Raw genomic sequence first — 26,625 nt, 5'->3', positions numbered from 1 at the left:
ACATATGTGTGGTGACGATGGCAAGAAGGTCACACCTGTTCCCATGCCGAACACAGTAGTTAAGCTTCTTAGCGCCGAAGGTAGTGAGGGGTTTCCCCTTGTGAGACTAGGACGTTGCCGCGCATATTTAAATTATTCCGCAATAGCTCAGTTGGTAGTAGCGCGTGACTGTTAATCACGATGTCGTAGGTTCGAGTCCTACTTGCGGAGTTCTTTTTTTTTATCCAAAATTAAAGCGCATTAATCTAAATGCCGCTTTAGCTCAGTCGGTAGAGCGCTTCCATGGTAAGGAAGAGGTCGCCGGTTCGAATCCGGCAAGTGGCTTATATATAACAGCTGAAGCTGCAGTTTGATGTAGTTGGAATTCATTTTCTAATTACTAATCAAACTGCAGCTTTTTTAGGTTCATAAATAGTTATTTGATGTGATAATGACCTTGATGTGAAAGATGAAGTTACTGAAGACGGTAGAATTCATGATGATTACCACATTGAGCATTTATGAAAGCACTTACTTTAAATGGGAAAGTGTTACGACTTTATTAAGGTGTTTTAGGAGATGATTGGTCTGCATTTAGTTTTAGAAATATACTTTTTAAAACTGTCTAGAAAGTGATCTCGTATATTTTGAGTGCGTTTTACTTTAGAGAATTCTATATTTGTTATATGATAATCATGTAAACACTTATAGGAATACAGGAAAAACAAGAAGTGAGAGGAGCACGAATAGTATGAAATTAACAAAATTGATGGACATGGGAACCGATTATGCTCAAGATGCATACGATACAGCGAAAGACTATTTACCTTCCACACACCATATGCACCATATGGCTAAACCAAGTATGAAGACCAAAGCCAAACTTGCTAAAGGGGTTACTAAGGCGATGCCTGCCAAGGTAAAACATATGGAAGTGGCTAAAATGATTGCTCTGCCTTTAGCAGGTGCACTAGTTGCCTTGTTATTTGCGCCTAAGTCTGGGAAAGAATTACGTTCGGATATTAAGGATAAATTTACCGACGTTAAAGATACTGGAATGGAAAAAGGGCAAGAATGGAAAGAAGTAGGAGTAGAAAAAGCACAGGAATGGAAAGAGGTCGGCGAAGAGAAAGCTCAGGACTTAAAAGAAAAATATTCTGACGAAATGGAAGCTCCGCATGGAAACGTTCATGGGACATCAGCAGAACCTAATGAAGATCAAACGATTCCTGCAGATAAGTTGGATGAAACTCTCAACGATTTAGATTATGATTCTGAAAAAGATCTATTAGATGAGAACCAATAAAAATAAACAAAAAGATGGAGTCAAGAAAAATTCTTGACTCCATCTTTTTGTTTATTTTACTTTAATCACGATTTTTCCTCTTGTATGACCTGTTTCACTTTGTTCATGTGCTTTACGTACCCCTTCTTCTGTAAAAGGGTAAGTTTGACTGACTATGGCTTTGATTTTTCCACTGGTAAGTAAATCAGCTAAGGTTTGCAGGCGTTCGCTTGTGGGGGTCATACTGAAAATAATTCCTATCATCCCTAATTTTTTTAATGTAGTTTCATCCGGTTCTTGTACTAAGGAAACTAAGCGCCCGCCTTTTTTTAGAACAGTGAAACTTTTTTCTTGAGTTTTGCCTCCTAAAGGGTCTAGTACGAGATCGACATCACTGACTGCTTTTTCAAAATCCTCTTTGTTGTAATCAATGAAATAGTCCACGCCTAGAGAAGTAAGGAATGCTTTGTTTTTCTCACTGGCTGTCGAAATAACGTAAGCTTTGTAATGTTTAGCAATTTGTATAGCCAATGAGCCTACTCCGCCAGCCCCTGCGTGAATCAAGACTTTTTCATTATCCCTTAATTGTCCTTTATCTATTAAAGCTTCCCAAGCGGTTTGTCCAGCTAATGGAATTGCAGCTGCTTCCACAAAAGAGAGTTTATCAGGGATTTTAATCGTTACTTCGGCGCGAGATCGGGCATATTCAGCGTAAGTTTTGGATGCATTAGCAAATACACGATCACCTGGCTTTACATTCGTGACATTTGTACCAATTTCACTTACGATACCAGCGACATCACCACCAAGCACCATAGGAAGTTTGCCGCCCATTTTACCGGAACGTCTTTTGCAATCAACGGGGTTAATGGAGAAAGCATGAACTTCAATTAATACCTGATCATCTTTGATAGAAGGCTTCTCCATTTCCATCTCTCTTAATTGATCAGCTGACCCAAATTCTTTAATCGCGATAGTTTTCATAAAAAGGTACTCCTCTCTCTGATTGGTTCTCTAGTTATGATTACTTTAACACTGCTATCTTAAGACCACAAATAATGAGGCTTTTATACTTTAAAAGAGAACGATAAGCGGTGTATTAAAGACAGTAAAGTGATTGATTAAATTTATTATCTATAGTAAACTTATAAGTAATTAAATGTTTTGCAGGGGGACATAATCGTGTTGAGAAGGTTAAAACCTGACCCTTTGAACCTGTTAGTTAACACTAACGTAGGGAGCACAATCGTACATATGTATTCTAACGACTATATTCGTACTGAGCTCTCCAATTTTATTTGGGGAGCTTTTTCTTTTGTAAAACGCTTAATTGCGGGGGGACACAGTCGTGTTGAGAAGGTAAAACCTGACCCTTTGAACCTGTTAGTTCATACTGACGTAGGGAGCAAATAGTGAGTTTCTTATACACTTTTTTGGCTTCTGCATATTTGTAGAGCCTTTTTTTGTGCTCACGTTCTATAAAGGAGGATTGAGATCAGCCTATTTGAATAAGCTAGAGAAACCAAGGAAAGGGTGTAATAAATGTTATCAAGAGTCAAACAAACAGCTCCTTTAGTCCATTGTATCACTAATTATGTGGTGGCAAATTTTATGGCTAATGGATTACTTGCTATCGGAGCTTCTCCTATTATGGCGGATGAAGTGAATGAGGTTGCTGATGTCGTGACAGCTGCTCAAGGAGTATTGATCAATATCGGTACCGTAAATGACCGCACTATCCAAACGATGTTGGTAGCTGGAAAAAAAGCAAATGAGTTAGGAGTTCCTGTTGTACTGGATCCTGTAGGAATCGGTATTTCAAGCTATCGAAAACAAGTGGTGCAACAACTTTTAAAAAGAATGCAGGTTGATTTGATCCGCTGCAATGCAGGAGAACTAGCCGCAATTGCAGGTAAAGAATGGCATCAAAAAGGAGTGGACAGCGGCATAGGGGCGATGCCTGTTTCCAAAGTAGCGCGAGAAATTGCCTTGAAGTATCGCTGTCAAGTCATCGTCACAGGAGAAACCGATTATTTAACGGATGGTCAAGAAGAGCGATACGTGTCTGGAGGCAACGAAATTGCTACACGTATTACAGGTATGGGGTGTTTATTAAGCGCTGTTTGTACAGCTTCGCTTGCGAGTGGAAAAGAAGCCTCATTCAATCAATTAGCTACCACTCTACAAGCGTATAAACAAGCTGCTGAACAGAGTGGAAATGAAGTGGGGACATTCGCTGTACAATTTATGAATGCTCTGCAAAAGATAGCGGAGGCAGGACAATGATTGCATTAACGATTGCAGGATCAGATTCAGGCGGGGGAGCTGGGATTCAAGCAGATCTAAAAACATTTCAAGAGTTAGGGGTATTTGGGACCACAGCCATTACAGCATTAACAGATCAAAATACACTGGGTGTACATGATATTTATGAAGTACCGCCATATTTTGTGCAACAACAGATCCAAACTGTACTAGATGATTTTTCAGTAAAAGCTATCAAAACGGGGATGTTGTTTTCAGTTGAAATAATTGATGGGGTAGCTGAAATCCTAAAAAAACAAAATATACCGCTTATCGTTGATCCGGTGATGATTGCAAAAGGCGGAGCAAAGCTATTGCAAGAATCAGCAGCAAAAACTTTAATAGAAAAGCTGTTTCCCTATACCACCATTTGCACCCCAAACATCCCAGAAGCAGAAGTGCTGACAGGTATTCGTATTAAAAATACGAAAGATATAGAAAAAGCAGCACAACAACTGTTGCGAATGGGTATTCAATGTGTTGTCATCAAAGGTGGACATTTAGAAGAAGAACAGGCAATTGATAGAGTATACACTTGCGAGCAGTCTTTTCAATTGACCACCAATCGTGTGAAAACAAAAGATACACATGGGACAGGCTGTACATTTTCTGCTGCTTTAACAGCCAATATAGCGAAAGGACTATCCATGCAAGAAGCGATCGTTGAAGCGAAAAAATTTATTCAACTAGCTGTTTCTACACCGCTTTATATTGGTCACGGTCATGGGCCGACGAACCACTTTGCTTACAAATGCAACCAAGGAATATGTGAGGTAGAAGTAAATGGATAGAAGTATTTTAACTATTTATTTTGTCATGGGTACAGTGAATTGCAAAAAAGACCCATTGAAAACACTCGAAGAAGCTTTGCAGGCAGGGATAACCTGTTTTCAGTTACGCGAGAAAGGAAAAGGAGCGTTGACTGGTTCAGCCTATGTAGATTTTGCCAAAGCATGTCAAAGATTGTGTGCAATGTACCAAGTACCTTTTATTGTCAATGACGATGTTGAGCTTGCTATACAATTAAATGCTGATGGTATACACGTGGGACAAGATGATTTAGCCTTGACAGCCTTTCGGAAGAGAGTAAAAGGAAACCTTGTAGGTGTTTCAGTCCATAATGTTGAAGAAATGGAACAGGCTATAGTTAATGGAGCAGATTACGTTGGAATTGGCCCAATCTATCCAACACAGTCTAAAAAAGATGCTGCCTCCCCAGTAGGATTGAACTGCATACGTACGATACGAAAACAGTTTGGTACTTTTCCAATAGTAGGTATTGGTGGTATCACGGAAGAAAATGCAGCTGGAATTCGTGCTTCGGGAGCAGATGGGGTGTCCGTCATATCTGCTATCTGTGGCAGTGAAGACCTAAAACAGACAGTAGAAAAGTTGCAAAAAAGCAGCTGATGCAAAAATATTTTTCTTGTGCAGTAGGATTAAAAGGATGAACAAACTGGAAGCAGTAAATAAGAAATGCTAAAATGACATTGATTGAAGAAAGGGGGAAGAACAATGGAGTTTGAAAAAGGGGATAATCGCTTTTATAAAAATGACGAAAGTGGAAAAATGATTGCAGAAATTACCTATATACCTTCCGGTGAAGATAAAGTACTGGTTGATCATACATTTGTTGACCCAAGTTTAAGAGGGCAAGGCGTTGCTGAACAATTAGTAGATCGTACAGTCCAAGAAATGGAAACAGAAGGTAAAAAAATGGTTGCTGTGTGTCCGTATGTAGTAAGTTTATTTGAACGGAAATCTGATAAATATCAAGATATTATAGCGAAATAAAGATGAGCTAGGCTCTAAAATCGATCTTTTTAGTAATAGTCTAAAACGAGATCGATTTTAGAGTTTTTGTGTTAAACATTCAAAAAACAAAGCAGTAATGAATAACTATTAAAAAAAAATTAAAAAAGATGCAAAAAAGGCTTTATTCTCTTTACATTATAGAAAATATTTTATATAATTCATTTTGTGCTTATCACTCAAATGCTTATCAGGCCCGTTGGTCAAGCGGTTAAGACACTGCCCTTTCACGGCGGTAACACGGGTTCGAATCCCGTACGGGTCATCCTAACCAAGTTTAATAATTATACCGTTCGCCGGCTTAGCTCAGTTGGTAGAGCATCGCACTCGTAACGCGGAGGTCACAGGTTCAAATCCTGCAGCCGGCATAACACGAAAAAAGACAGGTCTATCAAAAGTTTTAAACTTTTGATAGACCTGTCTTTTTTTTATTTGATTCTGATTAAATAATCTAAATCCAGTTCAAATGAATAGAAGATACTTGCGTTTTATTGTCTCCGTTTCTAAACGAATAGACAAGTTAATTGATTAGAATGAACAAGTAGAGTAATGTTTGCTATGATGAAACCTTTAATCAGAGGCAGTAAAAAATTCAAGAGGTGATGAAAATGGTTTTCGACTACGATCTTGACTTCGATCATATAAACTTTCGCGAGCAGCCAGAATTGTATAGAGTGGGAAGAGGAGAGCAAGGTGTGCTGCTGGTAGAGCCTTACAAGAGCGAGATACTTCCGCAGTGGCGGTTTAAGACTCCCAAACTCGCTAAAGAATCGTCTGAAAAAATTTACCAGATGTACTTAGATTATAAAAAAGCTGAGGATTTTGTTGGAATGGACATGGCCAGAAAATTTCTTCAGATGGGATATACACGATCAAGGCGTTACGCAAATTATAAAGGTGGAAGGAAATACAATGAAGATGGCGAAATAAAAGAAAGAACGATTGACGAAGAAAAAGCAGAGTCAGCTGCAATATTTGAGGAGAAATGGAAAACCGTCAGAGAAGATGCGGATTATCTCCAGATGAAGAAAAAACATCAGAAAAAATATGGCTGAAAACGCAGGAATCATTCAGAAAAATAGAGAAAGAGTAGAATTTTTTAGCTTATATAAGTAAAAGGTTCAGCAAATAATTGTTTTCAGGGCCTTTTCTGTAGAATAAAAATACATTTTATGTATTAAATGTTCGATGCACACCTCTACCTAAAAAAAATTCTGTCCGTTCATTCTCTCCTAAATTTCGTTATACATTATATTTTCTTCTAAAAAACAAGCAACTGTTTGATGCAAAAGAAAGATTGGTTCCTTACTAATGAAAGCGATAACTATTAGAACACGGATATAAAAATGTGAGTTAGATTAGTTTTATTGGTTGACTTTCTCATTTAATACGGTTAAAGTAGGTTTACTTTAATAAAAGACAAGGAGTGTTACGAATGATGCAGCAAAAAAATGAATCTGTGTGCCCAACATGTAACACTCATACTGTCTTATTAATTTTATTGATTTAGCCCAGGATTCTAACTATTCAATTAGTTGAGTCCTCATTTGCGTTTTACGAGGGCTTAACGAGATTTAAGCCCTTCATTGCGAAGGGCTTTTTATTTTTTAAGAGAGGAGGAACTATACGGGTTATGTAACGCAGCTAAGAATAAAGGTGACTAACTAACTTTCGGAGGTGTCGGATGAAAAAGTATTTACTAAAACGTTTTATGATTGGATTTATTGTATTGTTCTTTATCACTTTTCTGTCTTACATGATTATCAATCTTTCACCAGGTGATCCCGCAACCTTATATGTGGGACAAGATGCAACAGAAGCACAAATCAATCAGGTTCGTGAAAGTTTAGGGTTGAATAAGCCGTTGTTGATTCGGTATGCCAATTGGGTGAAGAATCTACTTCGTGGAGATTTAGGAATATCTTTTGCGACTCGGCAGCCGGTAGCCAATATCCTTTTAGAAAGAATCGGACCAACGGTGTTGCTAATGGGAGTTTCGCTCTTAACGGCTTATCTGGTGGCGATACCTTTAGGAATCTATAGTGCCGTAAAGCAGAAGTCATGGGTCGATTACTTCATTACGGGCACCTCATTTTTAGGGATTTCTATTCCCAACTTTTTCTTAGGGTTATTTCTCATTTATGTGTTCGCCGTCCAATTAAAATGGTTGCCTACTGGAGGCATGCAAATGTTGGGATCAGATGGAGGATTTGTAGAACGAGCTCGGCACATGGTGCTGCCAGTTATCGTTATCGCCACTACGATATCGGCCAATATGATTCGTTATGTTCGCTCAAGCATGATCGATATTTTTGATGAGAATTATTTACGGACCGCTAAAGCCAAAGGATTAAAACCGCGTCAGATTATTTTTAAACACGGTATCCGAAATGCATTTGTTCCCATCATTACGATCATTGGAACCGATATCCCGATGTTGATTGGAGGGGCCATTGTCACGGAGCAAATCTTCCAGTGGCCTGGACTTGGAGCATTAACGATTTCTTCCATCCAATCACGAGACTACACTGTTTTGATGGCTATTACATTACTTTCCGCTGTTACAGTGCTGGCAGCTAATATGTTGATGGACATCTTGTATGCTTTAGCAGATCCAAGAATTCGATTCAGTAAAGATTAGTGAGGAGGAAAAGCATGGCTTCAGCAAATACAGATTTTAAACTGGTTTATCCAAATGGCGACGTATCAGGTGTTGAAAAGCAGCCTTTTGGTACACAAAAGCATGAAAGCAACAGCAAGGTCGTATTCAATCGATTTATCAAACATAAACCAGCCCTTATTGGTTCGATGGTTTTTCTGATATTGATTTTGACAGCTGTTTTTGCACCGGTAATCGCACAATATGACCCGACGTTGATTACACCAGATTTCGAAGCAAAACCCAGTATGGATTATTGGCTAGGAACGGATGAAGTTGGAAGAGATGTATTCAGCCGTCTCATTTACGGTTCTCGAATGTCCTTATTTGTCGGAATCAGCTCAGTAGCGTTGTATACCATTATTGGAACGACTTTAGGACTGATTGCCGGTTATTTTGGCGGTTGGATCGATGAGGTAGTCATGCGGACAACAGAAATTTTTCAATCTTTTCCAACATTCATGGTGATCTTAGTACTCGTCAGTATCATTGGCCCTGGAGTAGGTACGATTACGGTAGTGTTGGGTTGTCTGAACTGGACAAGTCTTTGCCGCTTAGTGCGTGGGAATGTGTTAGCGATCAAAAATAGTGAATACATCCAAGCCGCAATTTCGGTAGGGCATTCGACACCTTATATCCTATTTCGAGAGATTTTACCAAATGTGCTCTCCGGTATTTTTGTGAATGCTACATTTGGAATTGCCAGTGCGATACTGACCGAATCTTCACTCAGCTTCTTAGGGATGGGGATCCAGCCACCCATTGCAAGTTGGGGAAATATCTTATCTCAAGCTCAGTCCTTAACGGTTTTATCGAGTCAGCCTTGGTTATGGATGCCAGCTGGATTTTTGATTTTACTCGCAGTCCTCTCAATCAACTTTATTGGTGACGGCTTGCGTGATGCCTTTGACGGGACAATTACTTAAAAATGGGGGAAACAAGTATGAATCGAAAAATAGTTAGTTTTATAGCAGCTGCAGTCATATTGATACTGGCTGCCTGTGGCAACACTACTGCAGAAGAAACAAGCTCTGCTAATTCAGAAACAGACAAAGAGGCGTTGTATATCGGGGTAACAAATGGGATGGGAAATCTTAGCCCGATCAATGCGAGCAGTGTATCCACCAGATGGGTGCAGCGATTCTACTTTGATACCTTATTGGAAATGACAAATCCGTTAGAATTTGAACCTAAATTAGCAGAATCATTCGAAACTACAGACAATCAAACCTATACGATCAAACTGAATCCAGAGGCTGCATGGACAGACGGTACACCGATTACAGCAGATGATGTGGTCTTTACCTTTAATTTGTTTGCCAATCCAGAAGTCCAAACGACAGGATTGTACTTGTCTTCATTAGAAGGAGTGGATAGTTCGGGTAAATTAGAAAATGGCCATGAGATCCCAAATCTGGTTGTTGTAGATGACCAGACGGTGACCTTTAAAACAAAATCTCCTATGGATCCAAATTATGTCAAAGAAATGATCGGAACGAACATTTTCGTGCAGCCAAAACATGTCTTGGAAAGTATTCCCGTCAATGAATTGGAAGGCTCTGAAGCTTTTGCTTCCCCAACAGTCACTAGTGGTCCGTATCAATTTAAGGAATATGTCCAAGATTCTTATCTTGAACTAGCTGCTAATGACACGTATTACCGTGGTACTCCAAATATCCCGTCTATCTTCATTCGCGTGATGACCGGAACGAACTTGACCACTGAGCTGCAAACAGGTGGTGTAACGATGAATTCAAGTGGTGGAATTGGAGAGGTCTCTATTTCAGACATTGAGACAGTAGAAAATGTTGAAGGACTGGCAGTTACTACACAACCAGCTTGGACCAATCAATTTATCTATTTCAATACCGACAAATTTGACCAGAATATTCGTTTGGCGATGTCATATGCCGTGAATCGAGATACGATTGTCGATAATTTGCTGCAAGGTAATGGAGAAGTCACAAATGGACCTTACACTTCCGCAAGTCCATATATGAATGAAGATTTAGCCCCAATTGCCTATGATCCAGACAAAGCAGAAGAGTACATTGCTCAATCCGATTATGACATGAACGAACCAATTGAGATCATGGTTCCAACTGGAAATAAAGTCCGCGAGCAGTCAGCTAATTTGATCGAACAAGATTTGGAAGCTGTTGGATTTATTGTGGAACAAATTACCTATGATTTCCCGACTACTCTTGAAAAAGCAAGAGCTGGAGAGTATGACCTTTATTTAGGTGGAATTGCTGTCCCCATTGATCCAGACATGACCACTTATTTTGGTTCAGCAGGCAGCTCTAACCATCCATCTATCCAGAATGAAGAAATCGACAACCTATTGGAACAAGGAAATTCTGAAACCGACAGCACGAAACGAAAAGAAATTTACAATGAGTTGCAAGTCGTCTTACAAGAACAAGCACCGATTCTGCCGCTTTATTCCCAAAGCGACATTGTGATCCAGAATGAGTCGTTAACCGGCGGCATCAAAGAATATTGGGGCGGTTCACTGTACGACATTCAAGACTGGACACTAAACTAATCAGACAAAAGGAGCAGATAAGAATGAAACAATCACAAGTAATAGGAACGATCGAAAAAGCTAAAGAAATGGCTTCACAACGGGAAACAGAATTTTACGATTACTTGCGCATCGAATCGGTTTCCACGCAACACCGACAAATTCCTGAAACTGTTGCGTATGTAAAAGGATTGATTGAACGAACTGGTGGGGAAGTCCAGGTATTTGATGATTTAGGTGGACACCCAGTGATTTACGGATTTTTCCCCGCATCTCCCAATGGGAATAGTGAGCGTACGCTATTGTTCTACAACCATTACGATGTGCAGCCACCAGAACCTTTAGAAGAATGGTACACAGAACCTTTCGAGCCTACTGTAAAAGATGGCCTACTCTATGCACGAGGAGTTTCAGACAATAAAGCCAATTTTATGGCACGACTAAATGCTTTATCGATCTTGCACGAAACAGGTGACTTATCTTGTAATGTGAAATTTTTATTAGAAGGGGAAGAAGAGATTGGAAGCCCTCATTTGGGACCTTATATAGAAAAATACGCAGAGCTCTTTCAAGCAGATGCGTGCATTTGGGAAGCAGGTTCAAAAGATAAATACGAAAATTATGTTGTGAGTGCAGGAATGAAAGGTATCGCATACTTTGATTTAGAAGTGACTACCGCCGCCATTGATATCCATTCTTCTATGGCGGCAATTATTGACAATCCTGCTTGGCGTTTGGTCCATGCGTTGGAATCCATGAAAAATGAGCACAATGAAATTGTAGTAGAAGGATTTTATGATGGCATACCGGCATTATCCAAACAAGATAAAGAAGCTGCAGCAGCACAACCCTTTGATCCAGCTGAAGTGAAAGAACAGTATGGAGTGACAGGGAAATTCATCACTGAAGGAACTGACATCAGTCCAACGGAAGCATTGGCTTTTTATCCTACGATGACTATTTGTGGATTCAACAGCGGGTATACGGGTCATGGCATCAAAACCGTTCTCCCTAAAACGGCCAAAGCCAAATTGGATTGTCGTTTAGTACCTGGTCAAGAACCAGAACACATTTATAATTGCATATGTCATCATTTAGAAACTCACGGTTATCAAGATATTTCTGTAACGATGATTGCAGCTGAAGGAGCACAACGCACATCAATTGATGACCCTTTTATTGCAACGGTCGTTTCAACAGCAGAGAAAATCTATGGAGCGGACAATCCGGTCTTAGTCTCGCCTAGCATGGCAGGTACAGGTCCCAGTGAGTTGTTCGAAAAATATTTGCATCTGCCGGTGGCGGGAGTTGGAGCAGGTTGGGCAAATTCAGGGGCGCATGCGCCAAATGAAAACATCCGTTTGAATGATTTTTATCAGAATATTGCGCATATGGTGGAATTGATGAAAGAATTCGGTGCCGCGTAAAAATTTGAGAAAAGAGGTGGAGCGATGCGAAAGAAATTATTGGAAGTAAGAAATTTGGAAATCTCTTTCCAGACAGCTGCTGGAGAGATGCACGCTGTCAGAGGAGTGAATTTCGATTTATACGATGGAGAAACATTAGCAATCGTTGGAGAATCCGGATCGGGGAAATCCGTTTCTACTCAGGCTATTCTAGGGTTGTTGGGAAAAAAAACAACGATGATCAAAAGCGGTGAGATTCTGTATCAAGGGCAAGACTTGCTGAAGTTAAGTGAGGCAGAGATGCAGCAGGTTCGGGGAAAAGAAATTGCAACCATTTTTCAAGATCCAATGACTTCACTGAATCCTACGATGTCAGTTGGGAAACAGATTGCAGAGTCCATTGTCCAACACCAGGACAGTAGTCCCAGAGATGCTTTTGAGCAAGCAAAAGAGCTGTTGAAGATGGTAGGAATAAAAGATGCTAACAAGCGTGTGTACCATTACCCTCATCAATTCTCAGGTGGAATGAGGCAACGGGTGATGATTGCCATTGCGTTGGCTTGCAAACCAAAGATTTTGATAGCGGATGAGCCGACGACTGCATTGGATGTTACTATTCAGTCTCAAATTCTAGAATTGATGAATGAATTAAAAGATAAAATCAACACCTCCATTATCTTTATTACACACGATTTAGGTGTGGTAGCGAATATGGCAGACCGGGTAGCCGTCATGTATGCCGGAAAAATAGTAGAGTGGGGACAAGTAGACGAAATTTTCTACAATCCTCAACATCCTTATACATGGGGACTATTGGCTTCAATGCCCACTTTAGGCAGCGTCAATAATGAACTGTATTCAATTCCCGGCACTCCACCCAATATGCTTCATCCACCGATGGGAGATGCGTTTGCTCCAAGGAACGCTTATGCTTTGGAAATCGATTTTCGTCAGGAGCCGGATGTTTTTGCCGTATCAAAGACTCATTATGCAGCAACGTGGCTGTTGCATCCTGAAGCTCCAGAGGTATCTCCACCAGCTGAAATCAGTTGGCGCCGCTCTGTCTTCAACAACAACTATGTAAGGAGGGCACACGGATGAAATCAAAAAAAATACTTGATATTCAGCATTTGAACCTGTTTTTTAACGAAGGGAAATCCTCTGAGGTTCGAGCAGTCAATGATTTGTCATTCTATATTTATGAAGGAGAAACTTTTGGTTTGGTAGGTGAATCAGGATCCGGCAAATCAACAACTGGAAAGCTGATCTCTAAGCTGCAAGAAGCTACATCCGGAGAGATTCAATTTGATGGACAAGCTGTTGGACCATTGAAAAAGAAAGAAGAGTTACAACGTTTCCGAAAAAATGTGCAGATGATTTTCCAAGATCCGTATGCTTCTTTAAACCCTCGGAAAACCGTTATGGAAATTGTCGGTAGTGGATTGAAAGTGCACGGGTTAGTTAAAAGTGAAGAAGAAAAAAGAGCAAAAGTCTATGAACTGTTGGAATTGGTTGGATTGAGTTCGGAGTACGCTACACGCTACCCGAGGGAGTTTTCAGGAGGGCAATGTCAACGGATCGGTATTGCGCGTGCATTAGCTGTTGATCCTTCTTTCATTATTGCAGATGAAGCTATTTCTGCTTTAGATGTATCGATCCAAGCACAGATCGTTAATTTATTGAAAACACTGAAACACGAAAAAAAGTTAACGTACTTATTTATTGCACATGATTTGTCTATGGTGAAGTATATTAGTGACCGGATCGGAGTGATGAATGGAGGGCGTTTGTTAGAGGTAGCTCCTGCAGATGAGTTGTATCGTTTTCCGTTGCATCCTTATACTGAATCTCTTTTGTCAGCTGTTCCAATACCAGACCCAATCCAAGAGCGCAGTCGTATCAGAACAGCCTACCAGGAGTCATTTCATCAATATGAGGATGATACAGATGCGGCTTTACATGAAATTGCGTCCGAACATTTTGTTTATTGCAAAAGAAACGAAGTCCCTTTCTTAAAAGAAAAATATAAAAAAGCTGCACAGAAAGAATTAGTCATTTAATCCATTAAGAATAGAAAGAAGGAATATTATGGAATCCTCAATCAATACAACAAAAACAAGCTACGATATTTGGGCGCAAGAACTAGAAGGAAATTATCCTGAAACAGTAGTTATGAGACGTCATTTACACCAATACCCGGAACCGTCTTTTGAAGAAAAAGAAACAGCTGCTTATATTGTTGAACAATTAAAATCTTTTGGAATTACGGATATTAAAGAAGGTGTGGGTAACGGGTATGGGATCGTAGCTAAAATTGAAGGAGAAAATCCAGGACCGACGATTGCTTTTCGAGCTGATTTCGATGCGTTGCGCATTCAAGAAGAAAATACGGTCGATTACAAATCAAAAAATCCAGGAGTCATGCATGCTTGCGGGCATGATTCGCATACGGCAACGTTATTGAGTGTAGCAAAAGTATTAGCCAATCACACGGAAGAATTAAATGGAAATGTCGTGTTGATCCATCAAAATGCGGAAGAAGTTCTACCAGGCGGGGCGAAGAGCATGGTAGAGGCTGGTGCTTTGGAAGGAGTAGATTATGTCTTTGGGCAACATGTACAATCTTTGCTTGCTGCTGGAAAAGTGGGCTACATGAATGGCTACGCTATGGCAGCTGCCGACTTCTTTAATATTCACGTTCAGGGAAAAGGAGGTCATGGGGCTCACCCTCAAGATACCGTAGACTCTGTCATCATTGCTGTGAAAATTATTGAAGCTCTACAAACACTTGTGAGTCGAGCCATCAATCCGCTTCATCCAGCAGTTGTAACAGTGTCTACTGTACTTGCGGGAGGAGAAGCCAATAACATTATTGCTGATTCTGCCATGATTAGAGGAACTGTTCGTACTTATCATGATGAAGCAAGAGATACCATTCAACAGGAAATGGAGCTGATGGCCAAAAATATTGCGGAAATGTACCATGGAACTAGTGAACTGACGTATACAAGAGGGTATGATGCTGTTTACAATCATCCTAAAGAGACAGCAAGATTCGTGAACACTATGAAAGCAAAATTTGGTGATAGTGAAGTGGTCGAGCGTGAGCCTTCCATGGGAGGAGAGGACTTCGGCTACTTTTCAAAAGTCAGACCAGGAACCTTTTTTAATGTTGGAGGCGGTAATCCTGACATAGAAGCCACTTATCCACATCACCACAAGCGATTCAATATTGATGAAGTCGCGATGCTTCGAGCGGGGAAAGCATTTTTAGCCATTGCTGAGGATTATTTGGTGAACAATCCTGCTGATTGAGAGAATAACGACTTGGAAAGATCCGCAGAAGCTGTTACTAAGCTTAGTGGATCTTTTTTGGAGAATGACAACACTTTACTATACGGTTTGATTGTCTAGCTATTTTAATTGAATAGGTTGTATATCGAGAGAATAGTAGATTATTTATCCAAATAATGTATAAATAATCTGGAATATAATTTTTTTATTGACACAGGTGATAATTTTATTGTATTATATTCTTGTTGCTGAAATTCAGCACTTAATTCATGGAGGGGTAGCGAAGTGGCTAAACGCGGCGGACTGTAAATCCGCTCCTTCGGGTTCGGCAGTTCGAATCTGCCCCCCTCCATCATTTATGGGCTGTAGCCAAGCGGTAAGGCAAGGGACTTTGACTCCCTCATGCGTTGGTTCGAATCCAGCTAGCCCAGTTGTAAATAAAACTATGTGTGGTTTTGATGGCAAGAAGGACACACCTGTTCCCATGCCGAACACAGCAGTTAAGCTTCTTAGCGCCAAAGGTAGTGAAGGGTTTCCCTTTGTGAGATTAGGACGAAGCCATGCTAGTTTAATTTATGAGTCATTAGCTCAGTTGGTAGAGCATCTGACTTTTAATCAGAGGGTCGCAGGTTCGAATCCTGCATGACTCATTATAATAAGATGAAACTATCGATCAGAGAATCTGCTGATCGATAGTTTTTTTGCGTATTGGTAAAATAATTTTTTTCGAAGTGAGCAGCTAATTTGAAAGTGCGGGAATAAGAACCGTTTGGCTATTAGCGCAACGTTTTCTGAATCTTTTATTTCAAAAGACAAAGTAAAATATTTTTGTGTGCCTTTATGGATAAAGTTTTGGATAATAAGGGATGCAAATTTCTTTTTCGTGACAGTTTAATAGAAGAATGATTTATTTGGGTACGAAAAGGCTGTCGGATCATTTTATTATTGTTGTATCCGCTATAAGTCCTCCTTTGCTGGAGTAAAGATGAATGAGAAAAAGATCTCAGGCTGTGCAATGAAATAGCGTCATTCAAACTAATCTGTGATATAATATGGACTGAGTGACAATTTTACCATTTTGGAGGTGTCCACATGTCAATAGATTGGTCACTACTTTTTACATGGCGCTCGTTTATCAATTTGATAGATATTCTGATTGTAGCATTTTTCATTTATCAGCTCATTATTGTAGTAAGAGGAACAAGAGCTGTTCAATTATTAAAAGGAATTTCCATTATTGTACTTATAAAAGTGGGAAGTTATTTCTTCCAACTGCAAACGGTAGAATGGATTGTGGATTTAGTGATTCAGTGGGCTGTATTGGCTTTGATCATTATTTTCCAGCCTGAAATGCGCAGAGGTTTAGAGCATCTAGGAAGAGGTTCTTTATTCAATCGTAGGAAAAAGAAAAAAGACCCTAGCGAAGAACTTGTATCAAGTATACTAAAGTCTGTTCAGTACATGAGTAAACGTCGTATCGGTGCGTTGATGGCGATTGAAATGGAAACAGGGTTAGAAGAATATATCAACACGGGTATTCCTTTAAGCGCTGATATTTCCGGAGAGCTACTAATCAATATCTTTATTCCAAATACCCCGTTGCATGACGGAGCAGTTATTATTCAAGATTTTGAGATTGCTTCAGCAGCCAGCTATTTGCCGCTATCAGAAAGTTCCTTGATCTCTAAAGAATTGGGTACTCGTCATAGAGCGGCCATTGGATTGAGTGAAGTATCTGATGCCTTGACTGTCATCGTTTCAGAAGAAACAGGTGGGGTAAGTATTACACAAAACGGCAACCTGTACCGTGACTTATCAAAAGAAGATTTTGAGGTATTCTTAACAAAAGCCTTAGTAACGAATGATGAAGAACAAACAAGCAACCCTATTCAAACTTTCTTTAATAGTTTTAAAAAGGGGGCTTCTAAAAAATGATTGAAAAAGTAACGAATTCTCCTTGGTTCCTACGGATTGTAGCACTAGCATTTGCGATATTATTGTTTGCGTATGTAAATAATGAAAACAACAGACAGTTTAGTACAAACAATCGATCAGGAGGAGCTACGGTAAATAGTTCTGAAATGATCACCGATTTGCCTGTTATTGTGAATATTGATCAAGAAAAGTATTTTGTAACAGGTGTACCTGAATCAGTGTCTATTTTGTTAGAAGGATCTACTGCGATCTTATTAAACACATTGACTACTGAAAGTTTTGATATTGTAACACCCGATTTAAATGAATTAGGTGAGGGAACTTTCACGATAGAGTTGATACCATCTGGCTTATCTGATGAACTGGAATACACGCTTTATCCTTCAGAGGTGACGATCAATATCGAAGAACGTGCCAGCGATAACTATGATGTATCTGTTTTATTTGATGAGGAATCTTTAGCAAGAGGATATGAAGCTGGGACTCCAATTGTGGATACAGAGACAGTTCTTGTTGAAGGAGCAGCTTCTACATTAGAACAGATCGCAAATGTCCAAGTCAGACTTTCAGAGGAAGAAAACATCAATTCCGACATCAGTGAAACACTGCCGGTTATTGTGACAGATGCTGAGGGAAATCAACTAGATGTTGAAGTGACACCTAGTGAAGTCAATGTAACGATTCCAGTCTCTTCAAATAATAAGGACTTGCCTATGTCACTAATCCAAACCGGTACGCCCGTAGAAGGTTATACGTATGAGCTGGAATTTGCTGAAGGCACGGAAACGATAGCAAACCTTGTGGCGGAAGACAGTGTTTTGGAGGCCTTAACAGATCTGGAAGTACCCGTGGATATTACAGGCATAACTGAGACGTCTACTGTAGAAATCGCAGTACCTATACCGAATAATGCGACATCAGTGTTGCCGGAGACGATAGAAGTAGATGTTACGGTAACTGTTGATGAAGAAGCAGGGAATTCTGATCCGATTGATGAACCAGATCCGCCAACGAATGAGACTTCAGGTTCTACATCCGAAAGTAGTGCTGAATCTGAAAACAGTGCCGAGAGCAGTGCAGAGTCTGAAAGCAGTGAAACTACGGAAAGCTCCGGCAGCTCAGAAAGTTCAGCATCTTCTGATCAAAGTACAGAAGAGAGTACAGAAGAAGACAACAGTGAATAACGAAAAAAGTGTTTGAGTGAATAGTGATTAAAATGATGATTCAATACAAAAATAAGCAATCGATTCAATTACTGAAAAGGAGCTTTTGAAAAATGGGAAAATATTTTGGAACTGATGGAGTAAGAGGGGTTGCAAACTCAGAACTTACACCAGAACTAGCATTTAAACTTGGAAGATACGGTGGCTATGTGCTATCACAACATACAGAGGGAGACGAACAACCTCGTGTTTTGGTGGGTAGAGATACACGCATGTCCGGACAATTATTGGAGTATGCATTGATTTCTGGGTTGATGTCTGTAGGAATCGAAGTTCTTAAGCTAGGCGTTATCAGTACGCCGGGAGTAGCTTATTTAACAAGAGTACAAGGAGCAGCAGCTGGAGTAATGATCTCAGCGTCTCATAATCCGGCTCCAGATAATGGTATCAAATTCTTTGGTTCAGATGGATTCAAATTATCAGATGATCAAGAAGATGAAATTGAAGTATTTTTAGACCAAGATGAAGACGAACTACCACGTCCAAGCGCAGCAGGACTGGGAAGTGTTGAAGATTACAAAGAAGGTTCTCAAAAGTACACACAATTCTTACAACAAACCATTGCAGGTGATTTGAATGGATTGCAAGTTTGTCTAGATGGAGCAAATGGCGCTACAAGCCCATTGATCAATCGTTTGTTTGCTGATTTAGAAACTGAATTTGACGTTATGGGTATTTCTCCCAATGGACTGAATATCAATGACGGAGTAGGGTCCACACACCCTGAAAAATTAGCTGAAATGGTTGTCGAAAAAGGTGCAGATGCTGGCTTAGCATTTGACGGCGATGGCGACCGGATTATTGCTGTAGACGAATTAGGAAATATTGTTGATGGCGATAAAATCATGTATATTTGCGGTAAACACATGAAAGACAAAGGTCATTTGAAAAAAGATACAATTGTTTCAACAGTCATGAGTAATTTAGGATTCCACAAAGCTGTGGAATCTGCTGGAATGAAAGCCTTGAAAACTAAGGTTGGAGACCGCTATGTAGTAGAAGAAATGCGTAAAAACGACTACAATTTAGGTGGGGAACAATCAGGACATATGGTATTCTTAGATTACCATACAACGGGTGATGGCTTACTTTCTGCGGTTCAATTATTGAACGTTATGAAAGAAACCGGAAAAAAATTATCTGAATTGGCTGAAGAAGTTACAGAGTATCCTCAAAAGCTGGTAAATATAAGAGTCAGCGATAAAAATGGCGCTATGGAAGTTCCAGCTATCAAGAAAGCTATTGAAGAAGTAGAAGCTGAAATGGCAGGCAATGGGCGCGTATTGGTTCGTCCGAGCGGAACAGAACCCTTATTGCGTGTAATGGCTGAAGCACCGTCTGAAGAAAAAGTAAACAACTATGTTGATCGTATCGCAGCGGTTGTTAGAGAAGAAATTGGTTTAGACTAAGCTAAACAGAAAGAGCAGAAATCCGCGTAATGGGGTTTCTGCTCTTTCTGTTATAGGAAAGGATGTAGTAGAATGAATCAATCAGAACGTAAAGTAGTATTGAATATTGCTTGCAGTTTGGACGGATATATCGCTACTGAAGAAGAAAGCCTGGATTGGCTTTTTAAGATAGAAGGGCAAGAGGAAGCAAACAAAGGAATAGCAGAGTTTGACCAGACAGTAGACACCGTTATTATGGGCAGAAGAACGTTTGACTGGGTAATGAAAGAAACGAAAGGCGAGAATCCATATAAAGATAAAATGACGTATGTGTATTCTTACACAGCCAACGAGTCGTTTGAAAATGTTCATTATACAAAAGAAGAACCAAAGCGCCTAATTGAAGTCATGAAGAACCAAAAAGGAAAAAACATTTGGTTAATGGGAGGCGGAGTAGTCATCCGTGATTTTTTAGAAGCGGATTTAGTGGATGAATTAATTATTACGATCGCACCTGTACTGTTAGGTGAGGGAATACCTTTATTTAAAAATGGGAATTATCATTCAGAGTGGACGTTAAAAGGAACACGCCAGCTGGGTCAATTTGTTGAATTAAATTTAACAAGAAAATAAAAGGACCTCACTGGTTAAAAAAAGTGACTCTCATTTTTTAATAAATCTGATGAACAAATCTATGGCAAAAAGCAGAAGACAAGTTTAACTGTCTTCTGCTTTTTTACTATAGAACCGTTGCCTGTTATTTATTGTCAAAACGTTCGGGATTCCATCCTGTACGCTCGTTTTTGTTTAAGGCATTGATTTTATGCATATCTTCTTCAGTTAGTTCGAAATCAAAAATAGCTGCATTTTGTTGGATGCGTTCTTGATGAACGGACTTAGGTATCGTTACCACGCCGATTTGCATATCCCAACGTAAAATGATTTGGGCTACTGTTTTGTTGTATTTATCTGCAATTTCTTTGAGGTCCTGGTTGTCTAAGATTTTACCGCTGCCTAGTGGAGAATAAGCTTCAACTACAATATCATTTTCGACGCAATATGTGCGCAAAGATTCTTGGTTTAATAGCGGATGCAATTCAATTTGGTTTACCATAGGCTTGATGTGAGCGGTACGCATTAATTTTTCAAAATGGTGCTTGTGGAAGTTACATACACCAATGGCGCGAATCTTTTTGCTTTCATATAATTCTTCCATAGCTTTCCAAGTATCATTAAATGAATCAGCTACCGGCCAATGGATCAAATACAAATCAATGTAATCCAAACCTAATTTATTCAAACTAGTTTCAAAAGCTTCTAATGTACTTTCATATCCTTGATCTGAATTGGCTACTTTAGTAGTAACGAAAATGTCCTCTCGTTTTACGTCAGCTTCCTTGATGGCTTGGCCTACACCTGCTTCATTACCATATCCAGCAGCTGTATCAATCATGATGTAACCTTTGTCTAAAGCCGTTTTTACAGAATGAACAACTTCTTGTCCATCTTCAACTTGCCACACTCCTAAACCTAATCTGGGCATTTCTACTCCATTTGCTAGTGTTACAGTTTCTTTGATATTCACATGACTAACCTCCTCGAGAAAGAATAAGTTAAGTATATACTTCTTTGAGTAAAAAAGGATATACTTCTGCTTTTTTATTGAAAATAAAATTTGAGCTAAAACGTCTTGTTCCACTCTCTTAGACGAGTTGCACAAGGCAACTCTCACTACCAAAATAGAAACGACGAAAGTTAGGTAAAGAACACCTAACTTTCGTCGTTTCTATTTTGTCCGGAGAGCTAAACGCCTTGTTCCACTCTCTTATTCTTAGTGTGTTTCGAACCAGTTTAGAACAGCTTTCAATCGTTGGATTCTTAAATTTGGTAGTCCATTGCGTGACAACCCATGGCTGGATTTAGGGAAGGTCATGAATTGAGTATCGATGTCTTGACGTTTCATGGCGACATAGAATTGTTCGCCTTGTTCTTTTGGACAACGCAGATCTTCGTCACTGTGCATCACTAAAATAGGTGTTTTAGCTTTATGTGCATGAGCTAGAGGAGACATTTCCCATAATTTTTCCACATCATCTAATTCATGCTGCAATTGGAATTTGACAAAGAAGGGCCCAATGTCGCTTGTTCCATAGAAACTGATCCAGTTAGAGATGGAGCGTTGGGTCACGGCTGCTTTGAAACGGTCGGTATGCCCAACGATCCAGCTGGTCATGAAACCACCGTAACTTCCTCCAGCTACATAGACTTCCTCTTGATTGATCTCGGGATGGGCATCCAGCACAGCGTCTGTTCCCAGCATCAAGTCTTCAAAATCTTTATTCCCATAATCGCCTAAAATAGAAGCAACAAATTGCTGTCCATAGCCATTTCCGCCACGAGGATTTAACATAATGACTCCATATCCTTTAGCAGCCAGTGTTTGCATTTCATGGAAGAATGTTTCACCATAACTCACTTGAGGTCCACCGTGAATGTATAAAACAGCTGGATGAGAAGCTGCTTTTTCTAAAGGAGCTAAGTACCAACCTTGAATATCCCAATCATCAGCACCTTTGTACCAAAACATTTCAGGCTCCACAATGGTGTGTTCTTTTTCAAAGGATTCATTTGGAGTGTATACAGCTTCGAGATTGCCTGTTTCTAGATCAATGAATCCTAATCCGCTTGGTTTAGTGGTGGTAGAATAGGTTACTACTATTGTTTTGCTATTTGGAATCAAACTTCCATCCGTTAAATGCATCGGCTCGTCAAAAAGAGTCGAAGTTTCTGCTGACCGGTTTCCTTTGTACAGCTTGATTTTACCGTGTTCAGTAGTTGAAAACAGGTATTCTTCCTCGTTCAGCCAAATAGGATCGATACCAGCAGCTTGTTGTTGAAAATCACCAACTAGTACATCGCCAATCTCAATATCTTGTTTGGCTGTCAGACACGTCAATTGATGTGAAATAAGATCGTATCCATATAATTTATTCTGTGTGACAAAAGCATATTCAAAATCATTTCCGACTAATAGCAGATAATCCTCTTTTGGTGACATCGCTCCGAAACCAAAACTGCCTTGAGGAATGGATGTAGTCAATGAATGACTTTCTTTTGTAGCTATATCGTACCAGTAGACGGTTGCTCCATAATCCCATTCATCATCTGGATTTAATTCATCGGCATAAATCAGATAACTTTCATCTTTAGCGACATAATTCAAAGCGAAACTTTCTTTTCTTGTCAGAATAGTATGGCTGTTTTTAGTAGCTATATCGACCTTTTTGACACGATATTGCTGATTTTCAGGCAACAATCCAGCACCATCTAGTTTATAAGTCAAGTTAGTGATGATAGTAGCCTGTGGTAATTTATCCGATTCTTCTTTTTTGCTGTCTTTTTTATCTCCGCTCAATTCTTCTTCTAATTCTAGTTCAGCAGAAGTTTGATAATAGATACTTGAACCAGTACTAGACCAATAATACGTTGAAACCCCTTCTTTTTCTTCCGTCAATTGAATAGAGCTTCCGCCATCTAAAGGCATGACCATAAGTTGCATCTTTTTATCTGTGGTTCCGTTAGATAAGTAAGACAACCATTTGTTATTCGGAGAAATTTTGATAGCCGCATTCACTGAACCAGTATCTCCCCAGTTTAGTCGTTGTTTCGTTAAATGATTTAAACTTTTGATCCCAGTACGGTATAGATTTTCTTTTTTATCGATTTGTGTCTCCAAATAAAAAATAGTATCCTTCCAAACGACAGGTTGAGAGATATTTTTCAACTCAAATAAACTTTCTGTAGTGATTTTTTTCATCTTTATCCTCCTATATGTAATAAAAGAAGTATTGAATTAAAATCTCAATATATTCTAATGATTATCTTAGTGTATTATCATTATTATCCTTCTTCTAGTTCTATATTTCAAGAGGAAATCTAATGAGTAGTTAAATTATCCTATTGGCTAAAGCGACAGTAAAATGATAAATTAATGTCAAACAACTTGGAGTCTTTTTAGAACTTTTTCAAAATATAAGATACTTGTTGGACAAATTAAGGGAGGAAAGTTGAAATGAGTATTGTAGAAATTAAAGGACTAACCAAAAAGTTTGGGAAATTTAAAGCGTTGAATAATATTGACTTGATCATGAACGAAGGCGAAATTTACGGCTTTATTGGACCAAACGGGGCTGGGAAATCTACGACCATCCGTGTGTTATTAGGACTATTGAAGCCTACTGAAGGACAAGTAACCATCTTTGGAAAAGATGCTTGGCGCGATTCAGTCGAGATACATAAACGGATTGCCTATGTTCCAGGAGATGCCAATTTGTGGCCCAATTTGACTGGAGGACAAGTGATTGATTTGTTCTTGAAGATGCGTGGGAGTGAAATTAATCCAACTAAACGAGATGAATTAATCCAACGCTTTGACCTAGACCCCTCTAAAAAATGCCGCACCTATTCAAAAGGAAATCGCCAAAAAATTGCTTTGATTTCTGCTTTTGCATCAGATGCAGATTTATATATTTTAGATGAACCAACTTCTGGACTAGATCCATTAATGGAACGCATCTTTCAAGAATACGTTTTAGAAGCTAAGGAGCAAGGAAAAAGTGTCTTATTATCAAGTCATATCTTATCTGAAGTAGAAACATTATGCGATCGTGTCGCTATTATTCGGGAAGGTGAAATGATAGAAAAAGGCACTTTAACCGAATTACGCCATCTTACACGTACGAAATTTACAGTTGAAACAGCAAAAGAATTGACAGGGTTAACTGAACTGAAAGGCATCCATGATGTGTATCAAAATGAAACGGGTTGGCATTTCCAAGTAGATACAGAACAAATGGCAGAGACAATAGAGTACATCAGTAATTTTGGTGTCTTAAAGTTAGTAAGTACGGCACCAACACTAGAAGATTTGTTTATGCGTCATTACGAAGGGGAATCTTCCGCACAAGAACTTAAAGGTGGAGGTGTTCATTAATGGGAAAGCAGTTGTTTAAAGAAACCCGAAAGATAACAAAATTGCTGCTGCACCAGAATCAATTCAAAATTTTTCTTTGGTTAATAGGGTTGGTAGGGATTACATTAACTGTAGCGAATGTGTATCCTACAGTTTATGTAACTCAAGAAGACATTATGGGATTTGCTTTAACCATGGAGAATCCAGCAATGAATGCAATGTTAGGTCCTAATTATGCTATAGAGGATTACAATATTGGGGCAGTTTTTGCAAATGAGATGTTATTATTTACAGTTATTGCTGTCGGTGTCATGAATATTTTATTGGTCAGTTCTAGTACACGAGATGACGAAGAAGAAGGACGCTTAGAAATGGTTCGAGCTTTGCCAGTTGGCCGTTTAGCATACTTAACTGCTTCTGGAATAATGATTGCTATTGTGGATGGGATTCTCTTTCTTTTAACGGCTGTTGGGTTAGGCTTTGTTTCTGCATCAGGAATGATCTGGGAAGCTTCTTTTCTCTATGGTACTTTATTAGGAGTAACTGGTCTATTCTTTGCTGCTTTGACAGCATTATGTGCCCAATTAGCAGAAACTTCTAAAGGAGCAACCGCTTTGTCATTAGGCGTTTTAATTGCAGCGTACGTTATTCGCGCAATTGGAGATGTAAATAGTGAAGGGTTAGCTTTGCTTTCTCCGCTAGGTTGGGTTGTTCGTACAGAAGTTTTCGTGAATAACGACTGGTGGCCAATAGGAGCTTTGTTGTCTAGCACAATAGTACTGCTAATAGCAGCTCTCTACTTGAATCTAAAAAGAGATATCAATACAGGATTGCTTCCTGATCGCAAAGGTAAAGTACATGCATCTAGATTTTTAAAAACACCTATTGGTTTAACATGGCATTTGGAAAAAACGAATTTAATTGCTTGGACGGTAGTCTTGTTTTTGTTAAGTGCAGCTTTCGGTGCCATATTAGGAGAGTTAGAAGTCTATTTTTCAGATATGGATATTATTCAAGCTTATTTTTCTGAAGAATCGGGGATTTCTTTGACAGAACAGTTTATAGCGTTACTGATAAGCATTATGTCTGTCTTTACCGCAGTACCAGTTATGTCAATTATTTTGAAACTAAAAAAAGAAGAAAAACAGGGCCGTGTAGAAAATTATTACAGCCGTGCAGTATCGCGGAATACAATCTTATCTAGCTACTATATGATTTCATTGGTCTCTGTAATTGTGATGCAAGTTATGACAGGGCTAGGGTTATATTTAACGGCGAATCAAGTTTTAGAAGAAGGTCTTGAATTGAGTATGATTATGAAAACCACACTTGTCTATGTACCAGCAATTTGGCTTGTCATAGGACTGACTACACTGTTGGTCGGTATTTTCCCAAAAGGGGGCAGTTTGGCTTGGTTCTATATTGTATTTTCGTTCATTGTGATTTATATAGGCGATTTAGTTGATTTTCCAGATTGGGTGATTAATTTTTCAGCTTTTACTCATGTTCCTCAAATTCCAATTGAAGAGATGGATTGGAAAGCTTTAAGTAGTTTAAGTGGTATTGCAGTTGTATTAACTCTAATTGGACTTATAGGATATAACAAACGAGATATTCAAAACCAATGATCCATTTGCTCAAATAGGAGAGAGAAAGACAACCAATTCTACAACTTAGATTAAACAATCAACTGTGTTCAATTAATAGAAAGTGAACTTTTTGTTTGTGATGAGAATGCCTCAGAGTACTGGTATTTTTTAAGTGAGATATGCACCAGACAAGCATCACTTGGTGAAATGCAGTTGATCTATAATTAGGATGAATTCTTGATTGGTATAACT

General features: G+C 39.2%; 22 protein-coding genes, 7 tRNA genes, 2 rRNA genes and 2 riboswitches. Of the genes, 28 read left to right on the top strand and 3 right to left on the bottom strand.

Going from position 1 to position 26,625, the window contains the following annotated elements; all coding sequences use genetic code 11:
- Positions 1 to 7: 7 nt before the first annotated feature.
- The 4 genes from rrf (ACEN4I_RS06635) to ACEN4I_RS06620 all read left to right on the top strand — a co-directional run bounded on the left by rrf (ACEN4I_RS06635) (position 8) and on the right by ACEN4I_RS06620 (position 1,285).
- Positions 8 to 123, top strand: a 5S ribosomal RNA gene (gene rrf / locus ACEN4I_RS06635).
- A 13-nt stretch (positions 124 to 136) separates the two neighbouring features.
- Positions 137 to 210: transfer RNA gene (locus ACEN4I_RS06630), tRNA-Asn, on the top strand.
- 41 nt (positions 211 to 251) lie between these two features.
- Positions 252 to 324, top strand: a tRNA-Thr gene (locus tag ACEN4I_RS06625).
- 406 nt (positions 325 to 730) lie between these two features.
- Positions 731 to 1,285: a YtxH domain-containing protein gene (locus tag ACEN4I_RS06620; protein WP_407097448.1), complete on the top strand. Its 555-nt coding sequence runs from the start codon at positions 731 to 733 to the stop codon at positions 1,283 to 1,285.
- A gap of 51 nt (positions 1,286 to 1,336) precedes the next feature.
- On the opposite strand, the gene ACEN4I_RS06615 is transcribed toward ACEN4I_RS06620, so the two are convergent.
- Entirely contained in the window at positions 1,337 to 2,248 is a 912-nt protein-coding gene (locus ACEN4I_RS06615; RefSeq protein WP_407097449.1) for an NADP-dependent oxidoreductase, read from the bottom strand.
- A 174-nt stretch (positions 2,249 to 2,422) separates the two neighbouring features.
- Positions 2,423 to 2,521: riboswitch (TPP riboswitch) on the top strand.
- A 67-nt stretch (positions 2,522 to 2,588) separates the two neighbouring features.
- Positions 2,589 to 2,686, top strand: a riboswitch (TPP riboswitch).
- 120 nt (positions 2,687 to 2,806) lie between these two features.
- On the opposite strand from ACEN4I_RS06615, the gene thiM reads away from it, so the two are divergent.
- The 22 genes from thiM (at position 2,807) to ACEN4I_RS06505 (ending at position 20,445) form a co-directional block, all read left to right on the top strand.
- On the top strand, positions 2,807 to 3,550 hold the full coding sequence (gene thiM / locus ACEN4I_RS06610) for a hydroxyethylthiazole kinase (RefSeq protein WP_407102560.1): 744 nt from the start codon (positions 2,807 to 2,809) through the stop codon (positions 3,548 to 3,550).
- On the top strand, positions 3,547 to 4,359 hold the full coding sequence (gene thiD / locus ACEN4I_RS06605) for a bifunctional hydroxymethylpyrimidine kinase/phosphomethylpyrimidine kinase (RefSeq protein WP_407097451.1): 813 nt from the start codon (positions 3,547 to 3,549) through the stop codon (positions 4,357 to 4,359). Before thiM ends, thiD begins: the two co-directional genes overlap by 4 nt.
- Positions 4,352 to 4,978 carry a thiamine phosphate synthase gene (gene thiE / locus ACEN4I_RS06600; RefSeq protein WP_407097452.1) on the top strand — a complete coding sequence of 209 codons (627 nt, stop codon included), beginning with the start codon at positions 4,352 to 4,354 and terminating at the stop codon, positions 4,976 to 4,978. Before thiD ends, thiE begins: the two co-directional genes overlap by 8 nt.
- A gap of 105 nt (positions 4,979 to 5,083) precedes the next feature.
- Positions 5,084 to 5,362 carry a GNAT family N-acetyltransferase gene (locus ACEN4I_RS06595; RefSeq protein WP_407097453.1) on the top strand — a complete coding sequence of 93 codons (279 nt, stop codon included), beginning with the start codon at positions 5,084 to 5,086 and terminating at the stop codon, positions 5,360 to 5,362.
- Positions 5,363 to 5,573: 211 nt separating this feature from the next.
- Positions 5,574 to 5,645, top strand: a tRNA-Glu gene (locus tag ACEN4I_RS06590).
- A 30-nt stretch (positions 5,646 to 5,675) separates the two neighbouring features.
- Positions 5,676 to 5,748, top strand: a tRNA-Thr gene (locus ACEN4I_RS06585).
- Between the two features lie 240 nt (positions 5,749 to 5,988).
- Entirely contained in the window at positions 5,989 to 6,435 is a 447-nt protein-coding gene (locus ACEN4I_RS06580) for a DUF4385 domain-containing protein (RefSeq protein ID WP_407097467.1), read from the top strand.
- A gap of 629 nt (positions 6,436 to 7,064) precedes the next feature.
- Positions 7,065 to 8,021, top strand: a complete 957-nt coding sequence (locus tag ACEN4I_RS06575; protein WP_407097468.1) for an ABC transporter permease — start codon at positions 7,065 to 7,067, stop codon at positions 8,019 to 8,021.
- Positions 8,022 to 8,035: 14 nt separating this feature from the next.
- Complete coding sequence (gene opp4C / locus ACEN4I_RS06570; protein ID WP_407102559.1) at positions 8,036 to 8,965, top strand: oligopeptide ABC transporter permease; 930 nt, start codon at positions 8,036 to 8,038, stop codon at positions 8,963 to 8,965.
- A 17-nt stretch (positions 8,966 to 8,982) separates the two neighbouring features.
- Positions 8,983 to 10,587 carry an ABC transporter substrate-binding protein gene (locus tag ACEN4I_RS06565; RefSeq protein ID WP_407102558.1) on the top strand — a complete coding sequence of 535 codons (1,605 nt, stop codon included), beginning with the start codon at positions 8,983 to 8,985 and terminating at the stop codon, positions 10,585 to 10,587.
- Positions 10,588 to 10,610: 23 nt separating this feature from the next.
- A complete protein-coding gene (locus ACEN4I_RS06560) occupies positions 10,611 to 11,993 on the top strand; it encodes a M20/M25/M40 family metallo-hydrolase (protein WP_407102557.1) in 1,383 nt (460 codons plus the stop codon).
- Between the two features lie 24 nt (positions 11,994 to 12,017).
- On the top strand, positions 12,018 to 13,073 hold the full coding sequence (locus tag ACEN4I_RS06555) for an ABC transporter ATP-binding protein (protein WP_407102556.1): 1,056 nt from the start codon (positions 12,018 to 12,020) through the stop codon (positions 13,071 to 13,073).
- Positions 13,070 to 14,032, top strand: a complete 963-nt coding sequence (locus ACEN4I_RS06550) for an ABC transporter ATP-binding protein (protein WP_407102555.1) — start codon at positions 13,070 to 13,072, stop codon at positions 14,030 to 14,032. The genes ACEN4I_RS06555 and ACEN4I_RS06550 overlap by 4 nt, the downstream gene beginning before the upstream one ends.
- Positions 14,033 to 14,060: 28 nt before the next feature.
- Positions 14,061 to 15,287, top strand: coding sequence for a M20 family metallopeptidase (locus tag ACEN4I_RS06545; RefSeq protein ID WP_407102554.1), 1,227 nt, complete (start codon positions 14,061 to 14,063; stop codon positions 15,285 to 15,287).
- A gap of 250 nt (positions 15,288 to 15,537) precedes the next feature.
- Positions 15,538 to 15,618: transfer RNA gene (locus tag ACEN4I_RS06540), tRNA-Tyr, on the top strand.
- A 7-nt stretch (positions 15,619 to 15,625) separates the two neighbouring features.
- Positions 15,626 to 15,697: transfer RNA gene (locus ACEN4I_RS06535), tRNA-Gln, on the top strand.
- Between the two features lie 17 nt (positions 15,698 to 15,714).
- Positions 15,715 to 15,830: ribosomal RNA gene (rrf, locus tag ACEN4I_RS06530) — 5S ribosomal RNA — on the top strand.
- Between the two features lie 13 nt (positions 15,831 to 15,843).
- Positions 15,844 to 15,916 (top strand) — tRNA-Lys (locus tag ACEN4I_RS06525).
- Between the two features lie 442 nt (positions 15,917 to 16,358).
- Positions 16,359 to 17,201: a diadenylate cyclase CdaA gene (gene cdaA, locus ACEN4I_RS06520; protein ID WP_407102553.1), complete on the top strand. Its 843-nt coding sequence runs from the start codon at positions 16,359 to 16,361 to the stop codon at positions 17,199 to 17,201.
- Entirely contained in the window at positions 17,198 to 18,385 is a 1,188-nt protein-coding gene (locus tag ACEN4I_RS06515; protein ID WP_407095789.1) for a YbbR-like domain-containing protein, read from the top strand. Before cdaA ends, ACEN4I_RS06515 begins: the two co-directional genes overlap by 4 nt.
- 92 nt (positions 18,386 to 18,477) lie before the next feature.
- On the top strand, positions 18,478 to 19,833 hold the full coding sequence (gene glmM, locus ACEN4I_RS06510) for a phosphoglucosamine mutase (RefSeq protein ID WP_407102552.1): 1,356 nt from the start codon (positions 18,478 to 18,480) through the stop codon (positions 19,831 to 19,833).
- Positions 19,834 to 19,905: 72 nt separating this feature from the next.
- Entirely contained in the window at positions 19,906 to 20,445 is a 540-nt protein-coding gene (locus ACEN4I_RS06505) for a dihydrofolate reductase family protein (protein WP_407102551.1), read from the top strand.
- A 124-nt stretch (positions 20,446 to 20,569) separates the two neighbouring features.
- On the opposite strand, the gene ACEN4I_RS06500 is transcribed toward ACEN4I_RS06505, so the two are convergent.
- Positions 20,570 to 21,397, bottom strand: a complete 828-nt coding sequence (locus tag ACEN4I_RS06500; protein ID WP_407102550.1) for an aldo/keto reductase — start codon at positions 21,395 to 21,397, stop codon at positions 20,570 to 20,572.
- Positions 21,398 to 21,643: 246 nt separating this feature from the next.
- On the bottom strand, positions 21,644 to 23,629 hold the full coding sequence (locus ACEN4I_RS06495) for an alpha/beta fold hydrolase (protein WP_407102549.1): 1,986 nt from the start codon (positions 23,627 to 23,629) through the stop codon (positions 21,644 to 21,646).
- Between the two features lie 255 nt (positions 23,630 to 23,884).
- Between ACEN4I_RS06495 and ACEN4I_RS06490 the strand changes: the two genes are divergently transcribed.
- Positions 23,885 to 24,805, top strand: a complete 921-nt coding sequence (locus tag ACEN4I_RS06490) for an ATP-binding cassette domain-containing protein (protein ID WP_407102548.1) — start codon at positions 23,885 to 23,887, stop codon at positions 24,803 to 24,805.
- Positions 24,805 to 26,412 (top strand): ABC transporter permease, encoded by a 1,608-nt coding sequence (locus tag ACEN4I_RS06485; protein WP_407102547.1) that lies wholly within the window; start codon positions 24,805 to 24,807, stop codon positions 26,410 to 26,412. Before ACEN4I_RS06490 ends, ACEN4I_RS06485 begins: the two co-directional genes overlap by 1 nt.
- Positions 26,413 to 26,625: the final 213 nt, after the last annotated feature.

The sequence above is a fragment of the Desemzia sp. FAM 23990 genome (genome assembly GCF_045528485.1).
Taxonomy (GTDB): Bacteria; Bacillota; Bacilli; order Lactobacillales; family Carnobacteriaceae; genus Desemzia.
This window is presented reverse-complemented; position numbering and strand designations above follow the sequence as displayed.